Genomic DNA, 24,156 nt, shown 5'->3' with positions numbered 1-24,156 from the left:
CCGTGCGGTCGGTCATCGTCGCCTCACCCCCACGATCCGGCGGGCCGGTAGCCGTGTGCGACGAGGTCGTCCAGGCAGGCGAGGGGCGCGTGCGGCACGACCCGGGCGTCGGGCGCCTCGGCGAACACCTCGCTGGACAGCACCCGCCCGTCCACGCCGTTGACCTCGCGGACGGAGGTCACCACGCGCTGCAGGCGGCCGCCGGTCTGGAAGTGGTTGCGGCGCTGGATGAACACCACGAAGTTCACCGCGCCCGCGATCAGCATCTGGCTGGCCTCGATGGGCAGCCGCTCGGACGCCTGGAGGGCGTAGGTGGAGATGCGGTTGAAGACCTCGCTGGAGCTGTTGGCGTGGATTGTGGACAGCGAGCCGTCGTTGCCCTGGGACATCGCGTTGAGCATGGTGACGATCTCGTCGCCGAGGACCTCGCCGACGATGACGCGGGAGGGGTTCATACGGAGCGAGCGGCGCACCAGTTCGGCCATGGAGATGCTGCCCTGCCCCTCGGAGTTGGGCAGCCGCTCCTCGAACGCGACGACGTTCGGGTGGAGTTCGGGGAAGGTGTCGAGGCCGAGTTCCAGGGCGCGTTCGACGGTGATGAGGCGTTCGTGGGGCGGGATCTCGTTGGCGAGGGCGCGCAGCAGCGTGGTCTTGCCGGCGTTCGTCGCGCCCGCGATCATGATGTTCTTGCGGGCGCGGACCGCGCAGGCGAGGAAGTGCCCGATCTCCGGGGTGAGCGTGCCGTTGCCGACGAGGTCGGCGATGAAGACCTTGCCCATGCGGGCACGGCGGATGGACAGCGCGGGCCGCCGGGCGACGTCCATCACGGCCGACAGCCGCGAGCCGTCGGGGAGCCGCAGGTCGAGCTGGGGGTTGGCGGAGTCGAAGGGCCGGGAGGACAGTCCGGAGTACGCGCCGAGCACCTGGATCAGCTCGATGAGTTCCTCGTCGGTCTCGGCGACGGGTTCACCGCGCACCTCACGGCCGTCGGCGTAGCCGACGAAGACCTGGTCGCAGCCGTTGATGTCGATGTTCTCGACCTCGGGATCGTCCAGCAGCGGCTGGAGCCGGCCCACGCCGAACAGCGCGGCGTGCACGGCGGCGGCGTACTGCTCCTCGGTCTCGGCGTCCGGCGGGGTGCGGCCGGCGTTGATCTCCTGGCGGGCGTGCTCCTCCAGGATCTGGGCTATGACCGCGCGGGCGTAGTGCCGCTCGTCCTCGCCGGACATCGGGCTGACCCCGCCGGCCTGGTCCTGGCGCCGCTGCTCGGCGATGCGGTCGCCGGCGTCCTGCCGGAACCGCTTGACCAGCTGGTGGTCGACAGCGGTCATCGGCCGGCTCCCTGCACGGCGGGTCCGGGCACCGACCAGGCGGCACCGTACTGCTGGTGGAGGTCCGCGCTGACCTTCCGGGCCGAGCGGATCAGCAGCGACTTCTCCAGCCGGCCGCGGCGGCGGCCGGCGAGCTGCTCGGCTCCTGCCGGGTCGTGGGCCACGGTGCCGACCACGCGGGCCCCGGTCTGTGCGTGCACGAGCATGTCGTTGACCTGACCGGAGAGCTTGCCGGCGGCGTTCGGGTCGGCGACCAGCACGACGCCGATCAGCGGAGTGCCGAGGCTCGCGGCGCCGCGCGCGCCGCCGTGCAGCTTCGCGGACAGCGCGGCGGCCCGGTCGCGGACCCGGGCGATGGCCTCGGGTTCGGTCCGGGAGACCAGCAGCACCAGTGCGGCGTGCGGGAAGAGTTCCACGGCGGGTGTGTCCCCGCTGATGCGGCCGCAGTCGGCGATGACGTCGGCGGGCGCGTCCGGGGAGTCGGCGAGCGCGGCGAAGGCCCGGCCGAGTGTGGGCCACAGACCTGCCAGCCCCGCGGCCTGCTCGGCGATGCCGAGCCCGACGAGGACGTCGAGCCCGCCACTCAGGGGCTGTACGTGATCCCAGAGCTGGTCGGGTACGAGTCCCCGGCGGGCGGTCGCCGCGATGGACAGCATGCCGGTGTTCGGGTTGAGCGGGCCGCCGTGCGCGGCGGCGGACCGGTACACCAGGTCACCGCCGGCCGGGTCCGTCTCGGCGAGCAGGACGCGGCGCGGCCAGACCGCGGCGAGTGCGACGGCCGCGGTGGTGACGCCGGGGGAACCCTTGTCGGCGGCGAGAGCGATGAGCGCCATGGGTGGGTGCCGCCTTCTAGTTGCCGGGGTTGCCTGGGACCAGGACCAGGACGACCTGGCCGTTGGCGGCGGCCTGGGCGAGGTCGGCGGCGTCGCCGGGGTCGACGGCCAGGGTGACCGCCTTGTTCGAACTGCTCACCAGATCATCGCTGTCGGCCTTGGGCACATCGGCCACGACCGCGCGCTCGACGAGCAGGCCGCCGCCCGATGACGCCGGGGAGTCCTCGCCGGAACCGGAACCCGACCGGCCCGCCGCGCCCACCAGGTAGGCGTCGACGACGTCGCCGTTCCTGATGCCGGTCGGATAGCGGCCCGCTTCCAGGGAGAGTCCCACGAGGGTCCTGCCCTTGGTGGCGTCGAGCTGGTTGCCGAACATGTCGCCCACGACGACCGTCCCGGCGTAGATGGTGGTCCGGGCCTCGAGCTTGCTGAGGGTGTCCAGCTGCTCCCAGCGGACGTAGTTGATGTCGGGGTCGGCCGCGACCATGACGGGCCTGGTGTTGCCCTTGGTGACGGACTCACCGGCCTGGATGTCGGCCGTCACCCTGACGACCTCGACCCGGTCCCCGACCCGCAGCACGAGCGTCGTGGCACCGAGGGCGCCGACGAGGATCAGCAGGACGGCGAGGGCGGCCAGCGCGGGCTTGCGCTCGCGTGGCGGTGCGGGAAGCCGTTCACCGACCGGCGGCTGAGCCGGGACACCGGCACGCCCGGCACCCACCCCCGTACGCTCTTGGATCCTCACGCAACCGCTCCCCGTAGTACACCCAGGACACTGCCTGTCACATCCTGTGCGCTGATGACCACTTCGCCCGTCTCGGCGTCCGCGCCGACGACTCGCGCGGGCATTCGACGCGCGGGGGCGAGTGTCAAGCCACAGCACCGTATCAGCCGCCCATAGGCCCCTCAAGGCACCTCCCGCCCCGCCCGGCCCGTCCGCACCACCCTTACCGATCTGCAACGCGCAGAGCCGTCGCCGCTGTTGAGCGCCCTCCCTTGTGACCGAGCGGACTGTGCGCGGGCGAATCCGCCCTCGCTCCAACGGACTTCGGGCACGGGCCCTGTGCCCCACCCAGCGCGGAGTCCGTCACGCACGGGCCACGCCCCCTGCACGAGCCGCACACGAGCGGACGTGTCCCTGAAGCTGGAACCCGGCACGAAGGACGCCGAGACCTACCCGGCGTCCGGCGCGTGCACGATCAACGCAGACGGCTCCATCGGCGAGCCCTACGCCAGGGGCAAGGCCGACCGCACCCCGCCCTGCGGGCTGCGCTACCTCCGCTCCTCCGGCGCCGGCACCTTCCCCCTCCGGGCCGCCGTCACCTGGCAGATCAACTGGACCGGCACCGGCGCCACCGGCGGCGACCTCCCCGACGGCACCTTCGGCGACGACCAGCCCGTCACCTCCAGGAGATCCAGTCCGTCAACCGCTGACGCCTGCGAACCAACAGCGCGAGATGCTGGAACAGCTCACTCGCAACAAGTCGTCGAGGTGATTGACGTGGCCTACGCAAAAGACACGGCGCAGGAGGATGACTCGATCCCCGCCATCGACTGGACCAACGTGACGGAGTTCACCCTCGGCACTGTCGTGCGACCAGTCACCAAGTGGCGCAAGCGACCCGTGCGCGGACCGCGGGCGATTCGCGTCCCGCAAGGCTCGGGCAGCACTCGGCTCTTCGCCCCGTGCGCCTTCGTCGCCCCGGTCGCCGCTCCTGCACCGACGGCCGCCCTGGAGCCCTGCCTGTATGAAGACGCCGAGGCACAACGTCTGTTGTGCTATCTCACCTCGGACAGCAACGGGGGGAGCGAACGCCGCTACCTCGTCCATGGCGACGACGGGCAGACCATCGGCACCATTCGGCGCATTCCGCCGCCGAGCAGACTCTTCAAGCACTCGTGGCGAATCGAGCAGCCCGGCCGTCCGGTCCTGGTCGGCCGCAACCAGTGGAGCGGGTTCCACGCGAAGCGAATTGCTGAACAGGCTGCCGACAAGGTCATCCCGGAAGTGCTCAATGCGCTGACCGGATCGGGCCCGGACGACACACACAACAGCCCCTTCCGCAGGAGCCGTACGCTCGTCTGGGTCGCGGACGGGGAGCTGGTCATGGTCTCGGAAGGCATCAAGTCCTGTGCCATAGAAGCAGACTGGCTCGATCGGCGGCTCGCCTTTGCTCACTCCGTCCTCGGAGACACATGAGACTCGGATGAGAATCGACAGCCGTCGTGAACGCGAACGACTGGGAACTCAAGCTCACGAACAGGGACCCCTTGGCGAAGCAACCGGATGCGCCATAGGGCTGTGGCTCCTGAGAGAGAAACCGTCTCTGGCTCTCAGTCGTGCGGGACCTCCTCGATCACGGCCTCTCCGAAGCGCCAGGCGCCGCGGTTGCCGAAGGCCTCGGCCTTGAGGCCCATCTCCCAGGCGATGCGGGCGGCATGGCTCTGCGGTATGTCGGGGAAGTCCTCGGGACGTAGCCTGATGTAACCTCGCCGGTCTGCCGGTTGGGTGCTCAAGGCCGCACGCAGCCTGGCTTCCTGTTCCTGCGGCGTGGAGGTGTTGCCGGCCAGGGTCTGGTAGGCCTTCCTCGTGACGCCCCGTCCCTTCTGGGCGTCCCGTCGGCGGGCAGCGTCCGACCCGCGCCATGCCATCCAGCCGACGGTGCCGAGCGACGCGAGAGCGAAGGCCGCCGCGCCGAGGGCATCACCCGTGGCGTCCGCCTCGCCAGGAGTCTTGGGGCGAAGCTCGCCCTCGGGGTCCGCGATCACCGTCACCTTCTGCCCCACGTCGAAGCGGTCGCTCGTCGCTCTCAGATCCGGCCCGGGGACCTTCGCCCCGTCCTGCGTCTCCAGCTCGTAGTGGTAGTCGCGGGCCTTGCGTCCCTCCGCGGGATCACGCCACTCGCGTACGACGATCGCCGTGGTCCTCTCTCCGCGCTGCTGCAGGATGAGATCGTCCCTCGCCATGTCGGCCACGTACACGGCCATGACGGAGGCGGCCAGCACGAACAGCGTGGCGTAGGTGCTGGACTCCCGTGCACCCAGCCTGCGGATCAGCACGACGAGAAGGACGCCGTGGGCCATCCACACCGGAGCCAGCACCACGGGACTGAAGTCAGCCGCCAGAAGGAACAGTCCGGCCATCGCGACCAGGACGTAGCAGCCGATGGCTGCCGCGAGCGCGCCGGGATACCGTGCGCGCCTCTTTCGCGCCTCGTCCTGGATACTCCCGCTCATGCCCACTGCTCCGTTCCTCCACCGTCCGGACCGTCGCGCTTCGGTGCTTGCTCGCCGCGTGGTTCCCCGGTCTGGCGGCGGTCAAGGGATCTGCCGGTGCCTCGAAGATTGCGGAGCCTTGCGCGGTGCTGGGGGTGTGGGCGGTGTGGTCGACGTATCTGGCCACAGACCAAGTTGTCCGTCGCGGCTGGTCGAGGCCGGCTCTGTCTCAGCGCCGGGTTGCACGACGCCTCGGCCACCGTATGGCATTCGGTTGCCCGAGGTCACCCGGAGCCCCGTCCAAGGCAGGACTGATTCAGAGTCCACGGGATGAAATGCAAACGCGCAGGTCACCGGCCGTGAGGATCTGGGGCAGACCTTCCCGTGCAGCGGCGTTCGCGGTGGCGAAACCGATATCCCCGCGGATACCGTCTGTGCTCCTGGCTGACCATCTGTCCCACGGGGAGCACACTGTGAAGCGCCGGACCGCACACACCGCAACCACACTCGCCGCAGCAACAGCCCTGTTGCTCACGGCATGCGGCGGCGAGCCCACCGAACCGAGCGACAACGACAAGATCGCCGGAGCCGACCAGGCAACAGGGACACCCGACAGGTCCCCCACCCCCACCGAGGACCACGACAGGCCGGACGGAGTCGACGTGTCCCTGCCGGCCGACATGGAACTCGTCTTCGACTGGGACACCCCCACCGACAAGAACGAAGCGGCGGCGACGGCCGACGCCGCGAACTTCCTCCGCGCCATCTACCGCGGAGTGGACAAGCGCACGACCAACGACGCGGCCATCGCCGCATACGCCACGGACGGCGGGTTGAGGTACGCGAACACGCAGGTGAAGGCTTGGATCGACGGGGGCTGGACGGCCACCGGCACCCTGCGCCACTACGACGTCTCCACCCGGTCTGCGCAGAACGGGACATCAGTCGAGGTCGCGTTCTGCGCAGACGCGACCCGGTTCTACGGCAAGGAAGTCAAGACCGGCAAAGTCCTGAGGACCGAGCCCAGCGTCAAGGACTTCGACTACTACAAGATCATCATGGTGAAGTTTCCCACCGGGACCGACCTGTGGCAGGCGTCCAAGGTGTTCGTCGAAACGGAGGCGACGAAGTGCCGGTGAGCGAGTCAGGACGCACAGCCCTCGGCGCCACAGCGCTCACACTCGTCTTCGGCATCTTCGTGTTCACAGGACCCGCCTACGCGGGAAAGCCGGTGGGGTCCGGCCAGGGTTCCGAAGTTGAGCAGTCGGGCGGCAGCGACACGACAGGCATCCATGCCACGGCCCGCATCCAGTACTCCGGTTCCGTCACCCAGAACGGCACTCGGGGGAACGTGACCGGCGCGGATCCCAACTGGACGCCGCCGCCCTGCTGGTACGCGCCCTATCTGGGGGCAAAGGACTTCAAGGAAGTGATGTCCGCGGACATCGAGCAGGCCAGGAACGCACCCGGCATGACCGGCCACGCGGGATCGGCGATAGCGGAGGTCCAGCGCCACTACGAAGACGAGTACGGCTGGACGGACACACCCGGCTACAAGGACTACAACGTCGACAACGACGGCAAGGGCATGTTCTGGGCCGCGGTGGAGAACCCCGACGAACCCGACCCGCTGCAACGCGGATCGTGCAACGAACTCCCCTTCTGGGTGGACAACGGCCAGGCACCGCCGGCCCGGTACCAGGACGCGATCAGACCGGAACTCCTGGCAGCCCTGGCCTACCAGCACATGCGGCTGCCGGACACCAAGGTCACCCTGGCCCCGGCAGCGGCCACCAAGGTGAACCTGCCGACATGGGCCTGGCTGGACCAGGCGGTGTTCGACGAGGTGCGGGCAACAGCGGCGATCAACGTGCCCGGTTTCAACATTCAGGCGACCACCACCGCCAGACCCGTGTCCCTGAAGCTGGAACCCGGCACGAAGGACGCCGAGACCTACCCGGCGTCCGGCGCGTGCACGATCAACGCAGACGGCTCCATCGGCGAGCCCTACGCCAGGGGTAAGGCCGACCGCACCCCGCCCTGCGGGCTGCGCTACCTCCGCTCCTCCGGCGCCGGCACCTTCCCCCTCCGGGCCACCGTCACCTGGCAGATCGACTGGACCGGCACCGGCGCCACCGGCGGCGACCTCCCCGACGGCACCTTCGGCAATGACCAGCCCGTCACCGTCCAGGAGATCCAGTCCGTCAACCGCTGAAGAGGCCGGAAACCGGTCACGCCGTCATCGGAACCCGACGACGCGTCACGCGCGGCCATGCGCAGGACAAGAGTTGATCGCCCACATCGGCGCGGCCCCGTCCCGGCTCAGAGTCACTCGTGCCCGACCCTCGAGATCCTCGCACCGCCGACCGTGAGAGAGACTGAACCACATGCCCTCATTCGACAGTTCCCGGGGCCGATTCAGGCTGGCCGACCGCCATATCGCCGTCTTCGCCCACCTGCTGGACAAGGAAGCGCCTCCTGCCGAGCTCTATCACTCACTCGGTGAGCTGCAGCAGATCGGCCTTGTCGGCTCGGAGGGTGAGCTGTCCCCGCTGCTGCGTGAGCTGCTGACGGCTCTGGCTCGGCCCCTGCTCATCATCCAGGCCGAGATCACCGGACAGCACGGTACCGTCAACCACGGCCTTGTCGTGGGGCAGGACGCGGTCTTCTCTCACGACGCCTGGCCCGGCGAAGAGGAGTCGGAGTACGTTCCGATCGAACCGCAGACTCTGGTGTGGGAGATGGCCCGCAAGGTCAAGCTGCGGAAGGGCGAACCCGATGCATCGCGGATGCCGCCCATATCCGAGATCACCACGACGATGGGCGCGCTGGACAAGGTGTTCGTCGCACTTGGCACCCAGTCCGACGACGTCGACGCCGCAAGACACGCTGCGCTCGCCGCCCTGTCCGCAACGAGCGACCTCGCCGAAGCCCCGCGCTTCACCCTGGTGGAGCTCGCCTCGTCACTCGACGCCGCCTGGCGCCTCACCACCGCCTGGGAGGGCAGGGACCGCCCCCGGTCGGTGCGAAGCATGGCCGTGTGGGACTGCGGCCGTCACGGCTACTGGCTGCGGACGCAGCCTGAGGAACCCGTCCAGGACGGTCAGGTCGGTCCTGACAGCACCCTGACCCTCGTACGCTCCAACGCCGGTGAGATCTGGGACAGACTCGCCGATCTACTCCCGGACAAGGAAGACCTCGCCAACGGGAACGCATAGCCGCGGGGGCCAGAATGCGGAATGTCAATCCGGACGACCTCGATCAACTCGCCAAACTTCTTGACGGTCAAGGAGGGATGACCGAGAAGCTCGACGAGGCCTTCACTCGCGCATCCACACTTGGCGTGTCTCATAGACTGGGCTCCCTGAAGCCCATGCAGACCTGGATCGCAGAGACACCATCAGATCTGCGAAATCGGGCGACGATCGCGCGGAAGGATCAACTGTTTGAACGAGGGCATCGCGAGACCTACAGTGACTGGCTGATTCGGGTCGAGGCGCACTATCTTGCCAGGGTGCCGGGCCTCGAAGGAATCGGCGAAAGAGACATCGAAGCGTTCCTCAAACGGAGCAGCGACGCCTTGAGCACGGTCAAGGTCGGCGGAATCACGGTTGGATCGGGCGTCGCCTTGACCACCACGCTGTTCAGAAACTCCTGGTACAACGGAATGCTTCGCACCACCGTGGACTCCTCGTGGTGGACGCGTGGAGGAGCGGTTCGGTCCTGGGCAGGTGCCGGACTCCGCAGCGTTCCTGCGGGAGCACTTCGATCCCTCTCCGCTCCCGGCTCATGGCTTCCAGGTCAACTGGGCAATGCGTTCAACAGGAGTTCGCTCTACCAGACATCCACTCGAATCCCGTTCACCTCGACGATGAGAAACACTTGGCTGGGCTACGGGTGGGACCATCTTCGTACACGACCGGTCATGAACTCTCCGTTCGTGACCAAGGCGGTCGACTCCCTCATCGGGTCCGATGCTCTGGCAGTCCGATACGGCGGAACAACGCATTCTGGGCTGATGGCTGCACGCGCCGGTCAAACCAGTCTGTCAAGAGTTTTTCGCAGCGCTTCATACTTCCAGCAGCTCAACAACGCCCGCCCCTCTGTCGTCGCCGCAGGCAAAACAGCATCACCATTCCTCAAGGGGCTTGGAACCGCAGCGAAGACCGGTGGGTACTTGCGTGTTGCAGGCATAGGCGCCAGCGCTTTCGCCACGGTGGCGAGCGGCGCCAATGTGTGGGCACAGGGAAACCCCAAGGAGGCTTTCAAGGCCAAGGGTGCAGGATACGTCGCAGATGTGGCGGAAGTCGGCTTCAATGCCTCACTCACGGCTGCGATGATCGCACCGAACCCGGTTACTGTCGGCCTCGCCGTCGGTACAGGCCTGATATACGGAGGGGCGAAGGTGGTCGAGCACCTTCCAGAGATCAAGGCCAGTGGAAAGGAGGCCATCGACTGGGTCGGCGACAAGGCGTCAAAAGCGAAGGACAACCTCGTCGACAGCGCAAAGAGCGCAGCCAAGGCCGCAAACCCGATGAACTGGTTCTGAAAGTCATCCCAAACGAGTGAGAGGACGCTCTTGAAGGCGCAGAACTTCGAACTGAGACCGTTCCGCGGCAAAGAAGTGTACGGACGCAAAGGATTCGTGGACGGGTTTGGCGATGTAGTTGTTGCCGCGAAACGCCGGAAGTCGTCCGTCAGGTCCGGCAGCAAGCAGCTGGAAGTCAGTGTTTCCGGCGATTGCATCCCAAGGGTCACCTATCGAACAATGGGGCCAGGACGCCCCAGCCTGAAGAACGCCCGGCTCGCCATCGAAGACATTCCCGTGCGCCTGACCTTCAACAGCAAGGGTTTGCGCAGCACCTCACGATCTCTTCACTTCGAATTCCGGGACAGGCACTACGAGTACGTTGCAGCGGAGTTCGACAAGGGAGGGATTCTCAGGCGTACTGGTGTCGTCATCAGTCTCACTCGCGGTAAGGCCTCCGAAGGAAAGGGCATGAGCAGCTTCGGCCTCGTGGACGGTGAGGCGGATCCCGTCGACATCGCACTCGCCGCCCTGTTCGAAGAAGTCGACACCCTTGAAATCACCACTTCAGGGGCCGCATCGGGACTCCTCAACAAGATCCTCTACCCGGACAAGAACGAGACTCCCACTGACTAGCAGTTGGATTGACGTCGAAAGCGTGCGGCACTCGCAGTCTTGTCCAACAAATGCACTCACTCGCGTTCCATGCTCAGCAGACAATCGAGCTGGAACTAGCGCCAATCGGGGGCGATAATGGCAAATCCGGAAGTGCAGGAGCTTACCGAGCGGGCATCGAAGTTGAGGAGCCTCGCTGAGCACGTCGAGAGGCTGGCCGACCCACCGCACACCTTCGCCACAGTCACCATGAAGAAGTGGTCTGGCCCGCACGCGGAGCGGGTGCGTGGGGAGCTGAGGAGCTGGCGGACGAAGTGCAGCACCGTTGCGGAAGCCTTGCGCGATGAGGCGCGGGCCTGCGACAAGTCTGCTCAGGACCTCAAGAACCCCAAGCCCTGAGTTGATCCGGATCGGGCCGAGAGGAAGAACAACATGCGCGTCCTGGTGACGGTGCTGCGGTCAGGTGTCGCCCCGCAGGACACCTTGGTCGTTCTGGAAGACGGGGCGACCGTCGCCGATGTGGCGTCGTGCCTGAGGAGCGCCGATGCGTCGTCCGGCCGGCCCTCGTGGGGGGCACAAGCCTCGGTCGTCGTACCCCTCTCGGGGCCGGCGGGCTCACCTCCGGGCACGCTCCAGGACCGGTCGGGCACGCCCACGCTCTGGGTGGACGGGCAGTCCTGTGCGCCGGACGCCCCCGCCGCGTCGGCCCTCCGCGACGGCGTGAGGGTCACCACGGACGACACGCTGGGGCCCTTGATGCGCAGCGGCGAGCCCGACGGCCGCTACGAACTACGCGTGTGCGGTGGGCCGGGGGCCGGGCGCATCGCCCGGGTGGAGGCGGGCATCGCGACCGTGGGCTCGAGCGAGCTGTGCACCCTGTCGATCGCCGATCCAGACGTGCCGCCCACCGCTGTCAAGCTCTCGATCGGCATCGACGGACGTGTCACGGTTCAGCCCGGCCACAACGTGACGATGGTGTTCGACGGCCAGTCCGAGAAGGCGGAGGCCGGGGCCGAGTGGCCGGCCGATGCCACTGTCAGGATCGGAGACTCCCTGATCCGCCTCTGTGAGCCGGAGGCGCCCGACGCTCACCTCGCGGCGACCGATGACGGCGGCTACGCGTACAACCGTCCTCCTCGGCTGGCCCCGGTACGGCAACGGCCGCGGCTCGTGGTCCCCGCGGAACCCGTCAAGGGCGAAGGGGCACGGCTCCAACTGATCGCAGCGTGCATCCCCGCACTCTTCGGCCTGGTCACCTACTTCATGACCAAGCAGGTCTACACACTGATCTTCTGCGCCATGAGCCCGCTGATGGTGATCGGCTACTGGATCAGCGAGGCACGGCACGGCCGGAAACGGCACCGGCAGGCCGTGAAGCAGTACAGACGAGACAAGGCCGAGTACGAATCCAGACTGCAGGAGCTGTGCGCGGCGGACCGAGCGGCACGTCATGCGGCCCACCCGGACCCGGCGGAGCTGCTGCTCTGCGCCACCGGTCCGCGACGGCGCCTGTGGGAGCGCCGCATCGTCGACCCCGATGTTCTCCAGCTTCGCATCGGGCTTGCCGACCTGCCGGCAGACATCGAACTACGCCCGGCCAAGGGCGGCACCGTCGACGATGCTCCCGCCCCACCAGACGTCGCGGACGTTCCGGCTGTAGTTCCTCTCGGTGCTCTGGGAGTCACCGGCATCGCCGGCCGACGCCGGACCGGGTTGAGCATGGCCCACTGGCTGGTGGCTCAGGCCGTGGTTCTGCACAGCCCACGCGATCTCTCTCTTGTCGTCCTGTCATCGGTCCCGGACGCACCTGCTGCCTGGGACTGGGCTCGCTGGCTGCCGCACACCGCGCCCAGACTCGGCCAGGACTGCATCTCCCTCGTCGGATCCGAGCCCGAGGTGATCGGTCGCCGCATCAACGAACTCGTCACCGAGCTGGAGCGTCGCAAGAGCAGCGCCCAGGCCTTCGGGGCGAGCAGCCGGCTGCGCCCCGACCAACTCGTCCTGATGGTGCTGGACGGCGCCCGCCTCCTGCGCCGTGTGCCTGGGGTGCCGCAGCTCCTGCAAGAAGGGCCTCTGCACGGCATGTACGCCATCTGCATCGATGAGGACGAGCGGCTGCTTCCTGAAGAGTGCAACGCCGCGGTGAGCGCCTCGCCGGATCGTGCCCACCACGTGTGCGTCAGCGGCGGTGGCCTTGAGACCATGGGTGAAATACTGGCTGATCAGGTATCCACTGCCTGGTGCGAACTGGTGTCCCGCTCCCTGGCACCCGTGCGCGACGTGAGCCGGGACGATGCGGACGCAGCCCTGCCGACCTCCTCTCGGCTGCTCTCCCTCCTGAAGATCCCTGAGCCCACTCGTGCCGACGTCGCGAGCCGATGGAGGCAGGGTGGTTCCACGACCGCAGCACCCATCGGTGTCGCCGCCGACGGGCCCTTCGTCCTCGACATCAAACAGGACGGCCCACATGCCCTCGTGGCGGGCACAACCGGTGCGGGCAAGTCGGAACTGCTGCAGACGATCATCGCGTCGCTGGCACTGGCGAACCGCCCGGATTCCCTCAACTTCGTTCTGATCGACTACAAGGGCGGCAGCGCGTTCCAGGACTGTGCGCGACTTCCTCACACCGTGGGCATGGTGAGTGATCTCGACGCCCACCTCACCGAGCGTGCACTCGCGTCGCTCGCAGCCGAGCTCAAGCGTCGTGAGGAGACCCTCTTCGCTGCGGGTGCCAAGGACATCGAGGACTACAACGACACTCGGAAGCAACGCCCCGGGCTTGAGCCGATGCCACGACTCGTCCTGATCATCGACGAGTTCGCCTCGCTCGTGGCAGAGCTTCCGGACTTCATCACCGGCCTGGTCGACATCGCCCGCCGGGGCCGCTCCCTCGGGGTCCATCTCATCCTCGCGACCCAGCGCCCCGCAGGCGTTGTGAGCGCAGACATCAGGGCCAACACGAACCTTCGCATCGCTCTCCGAGTCACCGACGGAGCGGAGTCCTCGGACGTCATCGACGCACCGGACGCAGGGGCCATCGCCAAGTCCACTCCAGGAAGGGCGTACGTACGGTCGGGCGCGCAGTCACTTGTGGCCGTTCAGTCCGCCCGGATCGGCGGCCGTCGGCCCGGCATCGGCTCGGACAGACCGAGAGTGGCCACAAGTCCGGTCAGCTGGGCTTCGCTCGGGCGGCCCGCGCCTCGTGCGGTGGAGAGTGAGGACGACGGGACGCTCGTCACGGACCTGAGTGTCCTCGTGGACGCCATCCGCGCCGGATCCGAAGCAATGCAGTTCGGACCTCAGCGGAGCCCCTGGCTTCCGCCGCTTCCGGACCGGCTGTCGCTTGCCGAGCTCCCGGACCGTACCGACGTCCCGGAGGGTTTCGACGACGTCGTGCCCATCCCCATGGGGCTGACGGACCTTCCCGCGCTTCAGAGTCGCGCAGCTCTGACCCTGGACCTCGTCCACGGGGAGCACATCATGCTGGTCGGCGGCCCCCGGTCGGGCCGTTCCACGGCGCTGCGAACCCTCGCGGGGTCTCTGGCGGCCGGCGCAGCGCCACAGGACGTACACCTCTACGGCATCGACTGCGGAGCGAACGCCCTGTTGCCGCTGGCCGACCTTCCGCACTGCGGCGCGATCGTGACACGCGACCAACCCGACCGGGTACGTCGTCTGCTGGGCCGGCTGTTGGCCGAGATCTCTCGTCGCCAGCAGATGCTGGCCATGGAAGGACTCTCCAGTGCCGCCGAACAGCGGGCCGGCGCCTCACCGGAGGAACGGCTCCCCTGGATGGTTCTCCTCATCGACGGCTGGGAGGGCTACACGTCGGCGCTGGAAGGCATCGAGTACGGTCGGCTCGTCGAGATGGCAGTGAAGATCTTCCGGGAGGGCGGCGCAGTCGGAGTGAGGGTCGTCATGACTGCGGACCGCAGCGGCTTCAGCGGCCAGATCTCACCCGCTTTCGCGGACAAGCTCATCCTTCGGCTCACCGACGCCAACGAGTACTCCCTTGCCGGCTTGTCGAACCGCGAGGTTCCGAAGAACATGCCGGCGGGCCGGGCGTTGCGGCTCACCGACAACGGAGTTCAGGAGACGCAGATCGCGCTTCTGGCCCCGGATCCGTCAGGGCAGGCGCAGGTGGCCGCACTGCGGGAGATCGGCCGGGAGGCCCGCCGCGTACACGGGTCCCCTCCGAGGAGTCACCGTCCGCTGCGCGTGGACGAGCTTCCGGCGCGCGTGACCGCCGCCCAGGCGCTCGCCCTCGATCCGGCATTCGTCCCCACGTCGCCGCTGTGGGCTCTCTTCTGTGTCGGTGGCGACGAGCTGGAACCGATCGGGGTCGACCTGGAGGACTCGGGGCCCGGTTTCGTCATCGCGGGTCCGCCGAGGTCCGGCCGTTCCACCGCACTACTCGTGGCTGCGCGCAGCCTGCTGCGCAACGACGTACCCCTTGTACTCGTCACTCCTCGGCGCTCACCGCTGCGAGACCTCGAGGGGGAGTCCGGGGTCCTGGGCCTGCTCACCGCGGACAGCTCAGATCGCGATCTGAAATCGCTGGTCGAGAAGGCTGCCGGTGGCAGCTACGCGGTCGTGGTCGACGACGCGGACATGCTGTACGACAGTGATCTGGACCGGGCCCTGGAGGAAGTGGCGCAGGGTGCGCGCGATGGTGGCGTCGGCATCGTCGTGGCGGGCGCCACGGACACCTTCAACGCGCAGTACCGAGGCTTCGTGGTCGAGACCCGGCGCTCGCGCCAGGGCCTCATCCTCGCTCCCCAGAGCCCCTCGGACGGTGAGCTGTTCAACGTGCGCGTGGCGACCTCCGGGGAGGGTCCTGTGGGACGCGGCATCCTGGTGCGCGGCGGACAGATGATGCCGGTTCAGGCGCTTCTCGACGCATGACGGCAACAACACCGCGGGGCGGCCCACTTCGGGGCCGCCCCGCGGTACGCCGACAGGAAGTCCGCCTCAGGACGTCGCCTGGTCGATCCTGTCGTGGCTGTTCTTGGCCGACTTGTGCGCGTCACCGAGCGAGTCGGCGAGACGGGTCATCTGCGGCTTGAAGTCCCGCCAGTCGTCGCGGAACCGGTCGGCACCGGGACCCTTCCAGAAGCCGTGGCTGTTGTTGGCCTGGCCGTCCAGCAGGTGGATGAGGTCCCGTACCTCACCCTCCTTCCTCTGGAACGCCTCGTACAGCGTCTTCAGCTTGTCGAGTCCTGCACCGCGATCGATGTCGCCGGACATCTGTCCTCCCCGTGTCACCAACGCAAAGACATCTTCTGACCCACAGGACGCTACCGCACCTGTTGTATCGCCGAGAGTTCGCCCAAGTACGGTTGCAGGGCTGGTACATGGCGAACACGGCAGGCACGGCGGGTAGACGCGCTCACCTACGCCCGCCCCCAGCGCTCGTGGCGGGCGCGCGGGTAGCGGGAAGCCGTCGGTGAGCGGGCCGGTCAGGGGTGGTCCGGCGGGGTACCCGGTGGCCGCCCAGGGCGCCGGGGTGTCCGGGCCGGCATCCGGCACCGGGGCGGTCCAGGCCCCGCCTCCGCCGTGCGGCGGCCGCCTCGCGGCGGAGGCGGGCGCGGAACCCCCGTCTAGCCCCAGATATCCCTGCGGGAACGCCCGTTCCGGGCTGAAAATCAGGGTGGCTGTCCGCTGACGCCGGAGCTCTATGGTCGCTGAGGCCGTCGTCTAGCCGGGCGCTGGGGACCGCGCTCCGGGAGCTTCAGTGTTGCCTCGAGCACGCGGATTAGAGTCTGCATGTCCCATGCGGTCCCTGCGGGCAGCCGCCTGCTGTTCGCCCCCAAGAGCAGGGGAGGTGCCGGGTGCTGCCGCCTGCCCACTGACGCATCGATTTTCGGATTAGTGCGAAGTACAGGTGCATGGTCTTCACGCGGCCGTACGGCCCGCGGCGGCGCGGCCCGGGCGGACGTGGCGCGTGGCGCCGGAGCCCTGCCGGCCCGGCCACCGCCGGCAGGGCCGGCAGGGCCGGCGGTGGCCGGCTCGTCGGCACCGGGCGGTTGCGCGGCGTCCCCCTGCCGCCGTACGGCGTTCCGGGCCCCGGTGTGCCGTTCCGCCGGGCGGCGTGTGGGTGGCGGGGCTACGGCTCCAGCAGTCGCACGTCCACATCCGCGGGAAAGCCGGTCGTGGGGCCGACCCGGCGGGCGAACTCGGCGACGGCCGCGAGCTGCGGGGCACCGAGCCGGAAGTCGAGCGTGGTGAAGTAGCGCTCCAGCACCTGCTCGTCGAAGGCCTCCCAGCGGGCGGCCTGCTCGGCGACCTTGCCGACCTCCTCCAGGGACAGGTTGCGGGAGGCGAGGAAGGCCTCGTGGACCTGGCGGGTGATGACCGGCTCACGCTCCAGGTAGTCGCGGCGCGCGGCCCACACGGCGAACACGAACGGCAGGCCGGTCCACTCCTTCCACAGCGTGCCGAGGTCGTGGACCTGGAGGCCGAAGCGGGGGCCGTCGAGGAGGTTGGCGCGCAGCGCCGCGTCACCGATGAGGACGGCGGCCTCGGCCTCCTGCATCATCAGGCTGAGGTCGGGCGGGCAGGTGTAGTAGTCGGGCGTGACCCGGTAGCGGTCGGCCAGCAGCAGCTGTGCGAGGCGGACCGAGGTGCGCGAGGTGGAGCCCAGGGCGACCCGGGCGCCGTCCAGGCGCTCCAGCGGCACCTGGGAGACGATCACACAGGACATGACCGGGCCGTCGCAGCCGACCGCGATGTCGGGGAAGGCGACGAGGTCGTCGGCGTTGCGGAGGAACTCGACCAGGGTGACCGGACCGATGTCCAGGTCACCGCGGACCAGCCGCTCGCTGAGCTTCTCGGGGGTGTCCTTCGTCAGCTCGAAGTCGAGGAGGGTGCCGGTTCTCGCGAGCCCCCAGTACAGGGGCAGGCAGTTCAGGAACTGGATGTGGCCGACGCGCGGCCGGGTGCGAGAATTGTCCACATCGTGAGGCTAGCCCCTGTCCGGGCCGCCCCCGCGCCCGGCCCCCGGGCGGCGTGCGCGAACGGCCCGGAGGGCGGTACGTCTCTCCGCCCCGGGAGGGCGGGGGCGCGGCCGGCGCCGTCCCGGCGGCCCTCCCGGTACCCCGGCCCTCCGGCGCGAGGGGGCCGTCGGCGGGGGCGCGTCAGCCGTACGCAAAGGCGTCAAACATCCGGGTGACATGATCTTGACCTCTATTGCTTTCGGCGGCCCTCGTGCTAGGCTCGCCGCAAGTTGCAGTTTGGTTTCCCTTGCAGTACAGAGCCTGCGGAGCATGTGACCGCGGGCTCTCGTCGTTTTCAGACTTATGCAGTTGTGCAGAATCTCGTCTCACGGTTGCTGGTTCTGGAGCAGGGCAACCCTTTTGAGCCCAAGGAGGGCTTATGGCTACCGGAACCGTGAAGTGGTTCAACGCCGAAAAGGGCTTTGGCTTCATCGCCCAGGAAGGCGGCGGCCCCGACGTCTTCGTCCACTACTCCGCGATCAACGCGACCGGCTTCCGGTCCCTCGAGGAGAACCAGCAGGTGAGCTTCGACGTCACGCAGGGCCCGAAGGGCCCGCAGGCGGAGAACGTCACCCCGGTCTGATCGTCCGGAACCGTCCGATCCGGCCCGCCGGGTCGATGCGATCCGACTTCTGATCGAAACCGAGTGCAGTACCCAAGGAGCCTCGCTGCCGTTCGCGGCAGCGGGGCTCCTGCCTTTGGGATCACCGGCAATCACCGGGGAACACCGGGTGTCACCGGGCGGGCGCCGGGGAACACCGGAGGCCATCAGGGGTCACGAACGCGCGATGAATTCTCCGCGAATTGCCCGCCCGCCTTCGCGTGCCCGGCCCGTCCGGTCGGCACACCCGACCGCCGCGTCCCGTCGGCGTTCCCCGTCGGCGTTCCCCGTCGGCGTTCGCGATCGCCGCCCCTGATCGGCATGACGGACGTGGCCGGGTGCGACAGCCACCTGGTGACCGGACCGCCCGGTATGTGTACGCCCGGCCGCACCGCAGAGGCCGGTTTTCTCCTCTTTCCGCGCCACCCGCACACGGGCACCGCGGCACCGCCCGCACACGGCCTCGCGACGTCCCTACCCCGCACACGGGCACCGCCCGCACCTCGCGGCGTCCCTACCCCGCGCCGCGCCGGTCCGGCACGCGTGGCCGCCCTCAGCGGGCCTCCGGTCCCCCGTACAGGCGCTCCACCACGTCGGCGAAGTCCGCGAGGACGGCCTGGCGGCGGACCTTGAGGGAGGGGGTGAGGTGGCCGGAGGTCTCGGTGAGGTCGGCGGGGAGGACGGCGAAGCGGCGGACGGACTCGGGGCGTGAGACCAGCCGGTTGGCCTCGTCGACGGCGCGCTGCAGCACGGCCAGCAGTTCGGCGTCGTCCGCCAGGAGTTCCGCGGGGACAGGGGGCCGGCCGCGCATGCGGAGCCAGTGCGTGATGCCGTCCCTGTCGAGCGTGAGCAGCGCGGCGACGTAGGGGCGGCGCTCGCCGACCAGGAGGCAGTGGGAGACCAGCGGGTGGGAGCCCAGCCGGTTCTCCAGCGGGGCCGGGGCGACGTTCTTGCCGCCCGCGGTGATGATGATCTCCTTCTTGCGTCCGGTGATGACCAGGTAGCCGTCCTCGTCGAGCCGGCCGAGGTCGCCGGTGGGGAACCAGCCGTCGACGGTGGCCGGGGCGACGCCCCCGGCGGCGGGGTCCCAGTAGCCGCGCAGGACCTGGTTGCCGGCGAGCAGGATCTCGCCGTCGGCGGCGATCCGGACGCGGGTTCCGGGCAGCGGCCGGCCGACCGTGCCGAGGCGGGGCCGCAGCGGCGGGGTGACGGTGGCCGCGCCGGTCGTCTCGGTCAGCCCGTAGCCCTCGTACACGCTGATGCCCGCGCCCGCGTAGAACGCGGCGAGGTCGCGGCCCAGGGGTGAGCCGCCGCAGATGACGTGCCGGACGCGGCCGCCGAGGGCGTTGCGGACGCGCCGGTAGACCAGCGGGTCGTACAGGGCGCGGGCGGCCTTGAGGGTCGCGCGCGGACCGGGGCCGGTGCCGTGCCGGGAGGCCTCCACGGCCTCTCCGTAGCGGCGGGCGGTGGCCGCGGCACGGGCGAACGCCCCGCCCTTGCCGCCGCGTTCGGCTCCGGCGCGGGCGGTGTTGTAGATCTTCTCCAGCATGTAGGGAATGGCCAGCAGGAAGGTGGGCCGGAAGGCGGCCAGGTCGGCGAGGAGGTCCTCGGCCTTCAGGCTGGGCGCGTGGCCGAGCCTGACCCGGGCGCGGACGCAGGCCACGGCGACCATCCGGCCGAAGACGTGGGACAGCGGGAGGAACAGCAGCGTGGCCGGCTCCCCGCCGATCCGCTCCCTGAACACCGGGTGGAGCAGTTCCACGGCGTTGTCGACCTCGGCGAGGAAGTTGCCGTGGGTGAGGGCGCAGCCCTTGGGGCGGCCGGTGGTGCCGGAGGTGTAGACGACGGTGGCCAGGGTGCCGGGGCCCAGCACCCCGCGCCGTACGGCGACTTCCTGGTCGGCGAGCGGGGCGCCGAGCCCGGCCAGCCGGTCCGTGTGGCCCCGGTCGATGGTCCACAGGTGGCGCAGGTCGGGCAGGCTGCCGAGTTCGGGGGCGAGCGCGGCGGCCTGGGCGGCCGTCTCGGTGATCAGCGCGACCGCACCGGAGTCCTGGAGGATCCAGCGGGTCTGGAACGGGGAGGACGTCGGGTAGACGGGTACGGTGACGAGTCCGGCGGCCCAGGCGGCGAAGTCCAGCAGCGTCCACTCGTAGCGGGTTCCCGCCATGATCGCGAGGCGGTCGCCGGGTGCCAGTCCCTCCGCGATCAGCCCCTTCGCCAGGGCCAGCACCTGGGCGGCGAACTCGGCCGCCGTCACGTCCTGCCAGCCGCCGTCCGGGGTACGGCGGGTGAGGACGGCGCGGTCCGGATCGGCGGCCGCGTTCTCGAACGGCAGGTCGGCGAGCGAGCCGTGCGTGACCGGCGGCACGAGGGGCGGTACGGCGGCCTCGCGCACCTCGCCGTCCAGTCGGCGCAGCTCCGGCTGCACGAGCACCGGGCCGGCGTCCGGGTCGTAGTCCACAGAGGACTCCGGGGAGGGCGGGGACGACGCCGCCGAGGACTCCACGGACGGCTGGGGTGCCGGCGCGGGCAGGAAAGGGCGCGAGGACGCGGAGGGGGCCGGGGTCGCGAGCGGAGGCGAGGACGCGGGCCGGAACGGGGACGGAGACGGGAGCGGGAAGGAGGACGGGTACGGGGACGGAGACGGGGGCCGGGAGGGGAATGGGGACGGGTATGGGGACGGCGACGGGGATGGGGACGGCGACGGCGACGGGGACGGCGACGGGGACGGCGACAGGGACGGGGACGGGGAATCGGACGAGTACGAGATCGGCATGTCGGCTCCTGAGACCTGTAGCTGCGTCCTGGACTGGCGGTATGGAGTACGCGGGGCCCGTACGGGGGTGTTCAGGGACCGCTGCCGCCGGGCGCGCGACGCACGGGGTCTTCGGCGGTCGGGGCGTGATCGTACGGGGCCCACGTGCGGGGGCGGTGCGGGTTCCGGGGTGGTCCGGAGGTGGTCCGGGGCCGGGCCTGTGCAGCCTCTCCCGGCGGCGCTCACCCCTTGCGGTTCTTGGGTTTACCTACGGTAACCTTACTGTCGAGTAGGAAGACAGAGCCGTGCGCCGAATCGCCGAACGCACCGGGAGCCGCCCCATGCCCGAGGTCACCCTCACCGGCCCGCCCGCCCTCGCCCCGCTCCTGCTGCGCGGCGCGCTGCGCTCCCCCTTCAAGCGGCCCGGACCGGATCCGGTGTGCCCGCGGGACCGGCTGGTGCTGCCCGGGGTGCGGGTCGATCCGGCGCGCCTCGCCCGGTACGAGCGGGTGTGCGGCTTCCCCACCGGGGAGGACTCGCTGCCGGTCACCTATCCGTATGTGCTCGGATTCCCGCTGGCGGTGCGGCTGATGAGCGTCCGTGAGTTCCCGCTGCCGCTGCTCGGCCTGGTGCACACCTCGGTCACGGTGACCCGGCACCGTGCGCTGCCGTCCGCCGCGGAGTACGAACTCGCCGTGCACATCGCCGGGTTGGCCCCGCACCGGCGCGGCACGGAGGCGACCGTCGTGACGCAGGCGCGGCTGGGCGGGACGGTGGTGTGGGAGTCCGCCAGCACCTATCTCGCGCGGCACCGCGACGGGCGGGGCACGGCGGTCGAGCGGCTCGGTGCGGAGCCGCTGCCGGTGCGGGCGCGCTGGGAACTCGGCGGGGACGTGGGGCGGCACTACGCCGCGGTCTCCGGCGACCACAACCCCATCCACCTCTCCCCGCTGGCCGCACGCGCGTTCGGCTTCCGCCGGGCCGTCGCGCACGGGATGTGGACCGTGGCCCGCTGCCTGGCCGCCTACGGGGTGGCACGGCAGTCGGCGGTGGAGGTCGCTGCGGAGTTCCGGGCGCCGGTGCCGCTGCCGGGTGCCGTGGAGTACGGAGCCGGCGGCGGCCGCTTCGAACTGCGCGGCGGCGGACGGCTGTTCCTCTCCGGCAGCGTCCGCCTGCACTGACCGTCCCGGTGACCGGGACGGCGGCCCGGGACAGTCGGCCGACCGGCCGGGCTCTGCCGGGGCTGCCCGGCCGGTGGCCCCGGCAGTCGCCGCTACGGCCGGCTCGGGTCGCGGCCCGTGGCGGAGCCGAAGCCCAGCCAGGTGTGCCGGTTGCCGGCCCAGCACCAGCCGATCTTGGGGGCGTTGCGGCGTTCGCGGCCGTCCCGCCCGGTGCCGTTGCTGACCCAGATCGCCGGGGTGCGGGCGTCCAGGGCACCGCCGGGCCTGCGCAGCCGGGAGCCGATGGTCATGAAGCAGTGCCCGCGCTCCAGGGCGGCGGGCTGCTGGAGCACCCAGTGGATGCCTTCGGTGAGCAGCAGGGGCGTTCGGCCCTCGGCGTGCAGGGCGGGCAGCGCCTCGTTCGGGCTCCAGCCGGCCATCCGGTCGCCGCGGTCGAGGCCGGTGAGGAGGTAGAGGGGGGTGTCGGGCAGCGTGACCGTGTCGAGCGGGGCGAAGAGGTCGACGTCGGTCATGTCGGAGACGACGAAGCCCGCCCGGCCGTGGTGCCGGAGCAGGGGGGCCAGGGCGGAGGCGGGGGCCCGGTCGGGGTGCACGGCGAGCAGGGCACGGCCACCGCCCGCCTCGGCCGTCGCGTTCCCCGCGCGCCCCTCGGCCGTTTCGGCGAAGGCGTGCACCTCGGCGGCGGACAGCCCCGCGACCTCGTGCACACCCGTCGCGACAAGCCGCTCGGCCTGGGCGCGGAGGGGCGGAAGGACGGGAAGGACGGGAAGGACGGGAAGAGCGGGGCCAGCGGGAAGATCGGGGCGAGCGGCGGAGGCGGCGGGCGAGTCGCCGGAGCCCGCGCACTCGGCGGACTCGGCGGCGGCGGTGGCGGCGCTGTCGGCGGCACTGTCGGCGGCGGCGCTGTCGGCGGCGGCGGCGGTGGCGGCGGCGTTGTCGGCGGAGGCGGCGTTGTCGGCGGCGGCGGCGCTGTCGGCGGCGGCGGTGGCGGCGTTGTCGGCGGCGGCGGTGGCGGCGTTGTCGGCGGCGGGCAGGGCGGCAGACCTGGCGTCGTGCACGATGCTCCCGGGGATGGCGGGTGGACGGTGCCGGGGTCAACGACACGAGCCGGTGGATCGTTCCCGGGGGCACCCGGTGTGCGGCGCTACCCGGGCGCTCCGCCCCGCTGCGTCAGCAGGCTGCCCAGCCCCTGCCAGGCGAAGTCCATCAGGGTGGCCGCGGTCTGCCGGGCGGTGACGCCCTCCGTGGCGTTGGCCCAGGTCGCGAGGGACTCGGCGGCACCCACCAGGGCCTCGGCCAGCCCCGCCACCTCGTGGTCGGTGAGGTCGCGGTCCGGGTGGGCCTCCCGGGCGGCGACGGCGAACAGGTCGGTGACGAAGGCCACCATCTCGGCGCGCAGCGCGGCGACCTCGCCGCGAAAGCGCTCACCGTGGGTACGGGCCTGGAGGTGCAGGACGGACCAGGCGTCGGGGTGCCGGGAGGTGTGGGTGAAGAAGGCCAGCAGGCCGTCCCACAGCCTCCGGTCCACGGGCTGGTCGAGGCGGACGGCGGCGCGGACGGCCCGGGTGAGGGCCGCGGCCTCGCGGCGGATGACCGCGGTGAAGAGGTCGTCCTTGGAGTTGAGGTACAGGTACACCAACGGCTTGGACACACCGGCGAGTTCGGCGATGTCGTCCATGGACGCGGCCGTGTAGCCCCGTTGACCGAAGATCCGTACCGCGGCGTCCAGCATCTGCTGTTCACGGACTGCGCGCGGCATCCGCTTGGTCTTCACAGCTCCCATGGGAGCAAGGGTAGTTACGAGGCCTGGGTGCGGGCCGCCTCGTCGAGCGCCGCGTCCTCCTGGCCGGCCTCGGCCTCGAAGCGCGCCTTGGCCCGCTCGACCCTGGGAGCGAGCTTCATCGAGGCCCGGTCGCGCTCCTTGCGCAGGGCCACGAAGCTGATGGGCGCCGAGATCACCAGGGACAGCAGCAGGATCCACATGCCGTTGGAGTCGCCGAGACCGCGGGGGAGGATGCCGTAGCGGACGAGGCCCCAGACGACCACGAGGCAGCCCGCGAAGATTCCGAGGCGCATCAGCGTGTAGCGGAGCATCGCATTT

General features: G+C 70.0%; 19 protein-coding genes and 2 pseudogenes. 11 read left to right on the top strand and 10 right to left on the bottom strand.

Features of this window, described 5'->3' with window-relative positions:
* Window positions 1-23: 23 nt before the first annotated feature.
* From AC5K6T_RS00350 to AC5K6T_RS00340, 3 genes are read right to left on the bottom strand one after another with little or no spacing between them, the layout of a single operon-like run.
* Window positions 24-1,331, bottom strand: a complete 1,308-nt coding sequence (locus tag AC5K6T_RS00350) for a TadA family conjugal transfer-associated ATPase (protein ID WP_493204729.1) — start codon at window positions 1,329-1,331, stop codon at window positions 24-26.
* Window positions 1,328-2,164, bottom strand: coding sequence for a hypothetical protein (locus tag AC5K6T_RS00345; protein ID WP_493204728.1), 837 nt, complete (start codon window positions 2,162-2,164; stop codon window positions 1,328-1,330). The genes AC5K6T_RS00350 and AC5K6T_RS00345 overlap by 4 nt, the downstream gene beginning before the upstream one ends.
* Window positions 2,165-2,180: 16 nt before the next feature.
* Window positions 2,181-2,909, bottom strand: a complete 729-nt coding sequence (locus AC5K6T_RS00340; protein WP_493204727.1) for a hypothetical protein — start codon at window positions 2,907-2,909, stop codon at window positions 2,181-2,183.
* A 375-nt stretch (window positions 2,910-3,284) separates the two neighbouring features.
* Here AC5K6T_RS00340 and AC5K6T_RS00335 point away from each other — a divergent pair.
* Window positions 3,285-3,598, top strand: a pseudogene (locus tag AC5K6T_RS00335) (hypothetical protein); the annotation flags it as partial.
* 67 nt (window positions 3,599-3,665) lie between these two features.
* On the top strand, window positions 3,666-4,364 hold the full coding sequence (locus AC5K6T_RS00330; protein ID WP_493204726.1) for a hypothetical protein: 699 nt from the start codon (window positions 3,666-3,668) through the stop codon (window positions 4,362-4,364).
* 134 nt (window positions 4,365-4,498) lie between these two features.
* On the opposite strand, the gene AC5K6T_RS00325 is transcribed toward AC5K6T_RS00330, so the two are convergent.
* Window positions 4,499-5,401 carry a hypothetical protein gene (locus AC5K6T_RS00325; RefSeq protein ID WP_493204725.1) on the bottom strand — a complete coding sequence of 301 codons (903 nt, stop codon included), beginning with the start codon at window positions 5,399-5,401 and terminating at the stop codon, window positions 4,499-4,501.
* 452 nt (window positions 5,402-5,853) lie between these two features.
* On the opposite strand from AC5K6T_RS00325, the gene AC5K6T_RS00320 reads away from it, so the two are divergent.
* The 7 genes from AC5K6T_RS00320 (at window position 5,854) to AC5K6T_RS00290 (ending at window position 15,428) form a co-directional block, all read left to right on the top strand.
* Window positions 5,854-6,519 (top strand): hypothetical protein, encoded by a 666-nt coding sequence (locus AC5K6T_RS00320; RefSeq protein WP_493204724.1) that lies wholly within the window; start codon window positions 5,854-5,856, stop codon window positions 6,517-6,519.
* Window positions 6,510-7,595, top strand: coding sequence for a hypothetical protein (locus AC5K6T_RS00315; protein WP_493204723.1), 1,086 nt, complete (start codon window positions 6,510-6,512; stop codon window positions 7,593-7,595). Before AC5K6T_RS00320 ends, AC5K6T_RS00315 begins: the two co-directional genes overlap by 10 nt.
* A gap of 172 nt (window positions 7,596-7,767) precedes the next feature.
* Window positions 7,768-8,598, top strand: coding sequence for a hypothetical protein (locus AC5K6T_RS00310; RefSeq protein WP_493204722.1), 831 nt, complete (start codon window positions 7,768-7,770; stop codon window positions 8,596-8,598).
* A gap of 77 nt (window positions 8,599-8,675) precedes the next feature.
* Window positions 8,676-9,929: a PE-PGRS family protein gene (locus AC5K6T_RS00305; protein WP_493204721.1), complete on the top strand. Its 1,254-nt coding sequence runs from the start codon at window positions 8,676-8,678 to the stop codon at window positions 9,927-9,929.
* Between the two features lie 30 nt (window positions 9,930-9,959).
* The gene (locus AC5K6T_RS00300; RefSeq protein WP_493204720.1) at window positions 9,960-10,544 is read left to right on the top strand and encodes a hypothetical protein; all 585 of its coding nucleotides are present in this window, start codon (window positions 9,960-9,962) and stop codon (window positions 10,542-10,544) included.
* A 132-nt stretch (window positions 10,545-10,676) separates the two neighbouring features.
* The gene (locus AC5K6T_RS00295) at window positions 10,677-10,922 is read left to right on the top strand and encodes a hypothetical protein (protein WP_493204719.1); all 246 of its coding nucleotides are present in this window, start codon (window positions 10,677-10,679) and stop codon (window positions 10,920-10,922) included.
* A gap of 33 nt (window positions 10,923-10,955) precedes the next feature.
* The gene (locus AC5K6T_RS00290; protein ID WP_493204718.1) at window positions 10,956-15,428 is read left to right on the top strand and encodes an FtsK/SpoIIIE domain-containing protein; all 4,473 of its coding nucleotides are present in this window, start codon (window positions 10,956-10,958) and stop codon (window positions 15,426-15,428) included.
* A 66-nt stretch (window positions 15,429-15,494) separates the two neighbouring features.
* Here the strand turns inward: AC5K6T_RS00290 and AC5K6T_RS00285 are convergent, their stop codons facing one another.
* Both AC5K6T_RS00285 and AC5K6T_RS00280 read right to left on the bottom strand, forming a co-directional pair.
* Window positions 15,495-15,770 carry a WXG100 family type VII secretion target gene (locus tag AC5K6T_RS00285; protein ID WP_493204717.1) on the bottom strand — a complete coding sequence of 92 codons (276 nt, stop codon included), beginning with the start codon at window positions 15,768-15,770 and terminating at the stop codon, window positions 15,495-15,497.
* 859 nt (window positions 15,771-16,629) lie between these two features.
* Window positions 16,630-17,478, bottom strand: coding sequence for a menaquinone biosynthetic enzyme MqnA/MqnD family protein (locus AC5K6T_RS00280; RefSeq protein WP_493204716.1), 849 nt, complete (start codon window positions 17,476-17,478; stop codon window positions 16,630-16,632).
* 419 nt (window positions 17,479-17,897) lie between these two features.
* On the opposite strand from AC5K6T_RS00280, the gene AC5K6T_RS00275 reads away from it, so the two are divergent.
* The gene (locus tag AC5K6T_RS00275; protein WP_004984723.1) at window positions 17,898-18,101 is read left to right on the top strand and encodes a cold-shock protein; all 204 of its coding nucleotides are present in this window, start codon (window positions 17,898-17,900) and stop codon (window positions 18,099-18,101) included.
* Between the two features lie 571 nt (window positions 18,102-18,672).
* Here AC5K6T_RS00275 and AC5K6T_RS00270 read toward each other — a convergent pair.
* Window positions 18,673-20,580, bottom strand: a complete 1,908-nt coding sequence (locus AC5K6T_RS00270; protein WP_493204715.1) for an AMP-dependent synthetase/ligase — start codon at window positions 20,578-20,580, stop codon at window positions 18,673-18,675.
* A gap of 635 nt (window positions 20,581-21,215) precedes the next feature.
* On the opposite strand from AC5K6T_RS00270, the gene AC5K6T_RS00265 reads away from it, so the two are divergent.
* A complete protein-coding gene (locus tag AC5K6T_RS00265; RefSeq protein WP_493204714.1) occupies window positions 21,216-22,055 on the top strand; it encodes a MaoC/PaaZ C-terminal domain-containing protein in 840 nt (279 codons plus the stop codon).
* 92 nt (window positions 22,056-22,147) lie between these two features.
* On the opposite strand, the pseudogene AC5K6T_RS00260 reads toward AC5K6T_RS00265, so the two are convergent.
* The 3 genes and pseudogenes from AC5K6T_RS00260 to AC5K6T_RS00250 all read right to left on the bottom strand — a co-directional run.
* Window positions 22,148-22,819 (bottom strand): annotated as a pseudogene (locus tag AC5K6T_RS00260) (DUF5701 family protein); the annotation flags it as partial.
* A gap of 380 nt (window positions 22,820-23,199) precedes the next feature.
* Window positions 23,200-23,838, bottom strand: coding sequence for a TetR/AcrR family transcriptional regulator (locus tag AC5K6T_RS00255; protein WP_493204713.1), 639 nt, complete (start codon window positions 23,836-23,838; stop codon window positions 23,200-23,202).
* Window positions 23,839-23,852: 14 nt separating this feature from the next.
* A complete protein-coding gene (locus AC5K6T_RS00250; RefSeq protein WP_493204712.1) occupies window positions 23,853-24,149 on the bottom strand; it encodes a DUF4229 domain-containing protein in 297 nt (98 codons plus the stop codon).
* Window positions 24,150-24,156: the final 7 nt, after the last annotated feature.

This window comes from Streptomyces sp. B8-7 (assembly GCF_058833805.1).
The sequence above is the reverse complement of the archived record's forward strand: the minus strand, read 5'-3'. Positions and strand labels throughout refer to the sequence as shown.

Bases quoted from the DNA above. Each gene is read 5' to 3' on its own strand.
- AC5K6T_RS00255 (WP_493204713.1), bottom strand. From the start codon at position 23,838: ATGGGAGCTGTGAAGACCAAGCGGATGCCGCGCGCAGTCCGTGAACAG.
- AC5K6T_RS00290 (WP_493204718.1), top strand. From the start codon at position 10,956: ATGCGCGTCCTGGTGACGGTGCTGCGGTCAGGTGTCGCCCCGCAGGAC.
- AC5K6T_RS00345 (WP_493204728.1), bottom strand. From the start codon at position 2,164: ATGGCGCTCATCGCTCTCGCCGCCGACAAGGGTTCCCCCGGCGTCACC.
- AC5K6T_RS00350 (WP_493204729.1), bottom strand. From the start codon at position 1,331: ATGACCGCTGTCGACCACCAGCTGGTCAAGCGGTTCCGGCAGGACGCC.
- AC5K6T_RS00265 (WP_493204714.1), top strand. From the start codon at position 21,216: ATGCCCGAGGTCACCCTCACCGGCCCGCCCGCCCTCGCCCCGCTCCTG.
- AC5K6T_RS00305 (WP_493204721.1), top strand. From the start codon at position 8,676: ATGACCGAGAAGCTCGACGAGGCCTTCACTCGCGCATCCACACTTGGC.
- AC5K6T_RS00325 (WP_493204725.1), bottom strand. From the start codon at position 5,401: ATGAGCGGGAGTATCCAGGACGAGGCGCGAAAGAGGCGCGCACGGTAT.
- AC5K6T_RS00310 (WP_493204722.1), top strand. From the start codon at position 7,768: ATGCCCTCATTCGACAGTTCCCGGGGCCGATTCAGGCTGGCCGACCGC.
- AC5K6T_RS00275 (WP_004984723.1), top strand. From the start codon at position 17,898: ATGGCTACCGGAACCGTGAAGTGGTTCAACGCCGAAAAGGGCTTTGGC.
- AC5K6T_RS00250 (WP_493204712.1), bottom strand. From the start codon at position 24,149: ATGCTCCGCTACACGCTGATGCGCCTCGGAATCTTCGCGGGCTGCCTC.
- AC5K6T_RS00285 (WP_493204717.1), bottom strand. From the start codon at position 15,770: ATGTCCGGCGACATCGATCGCGGTGCAGGACTCGACAAGCTGAAGACG.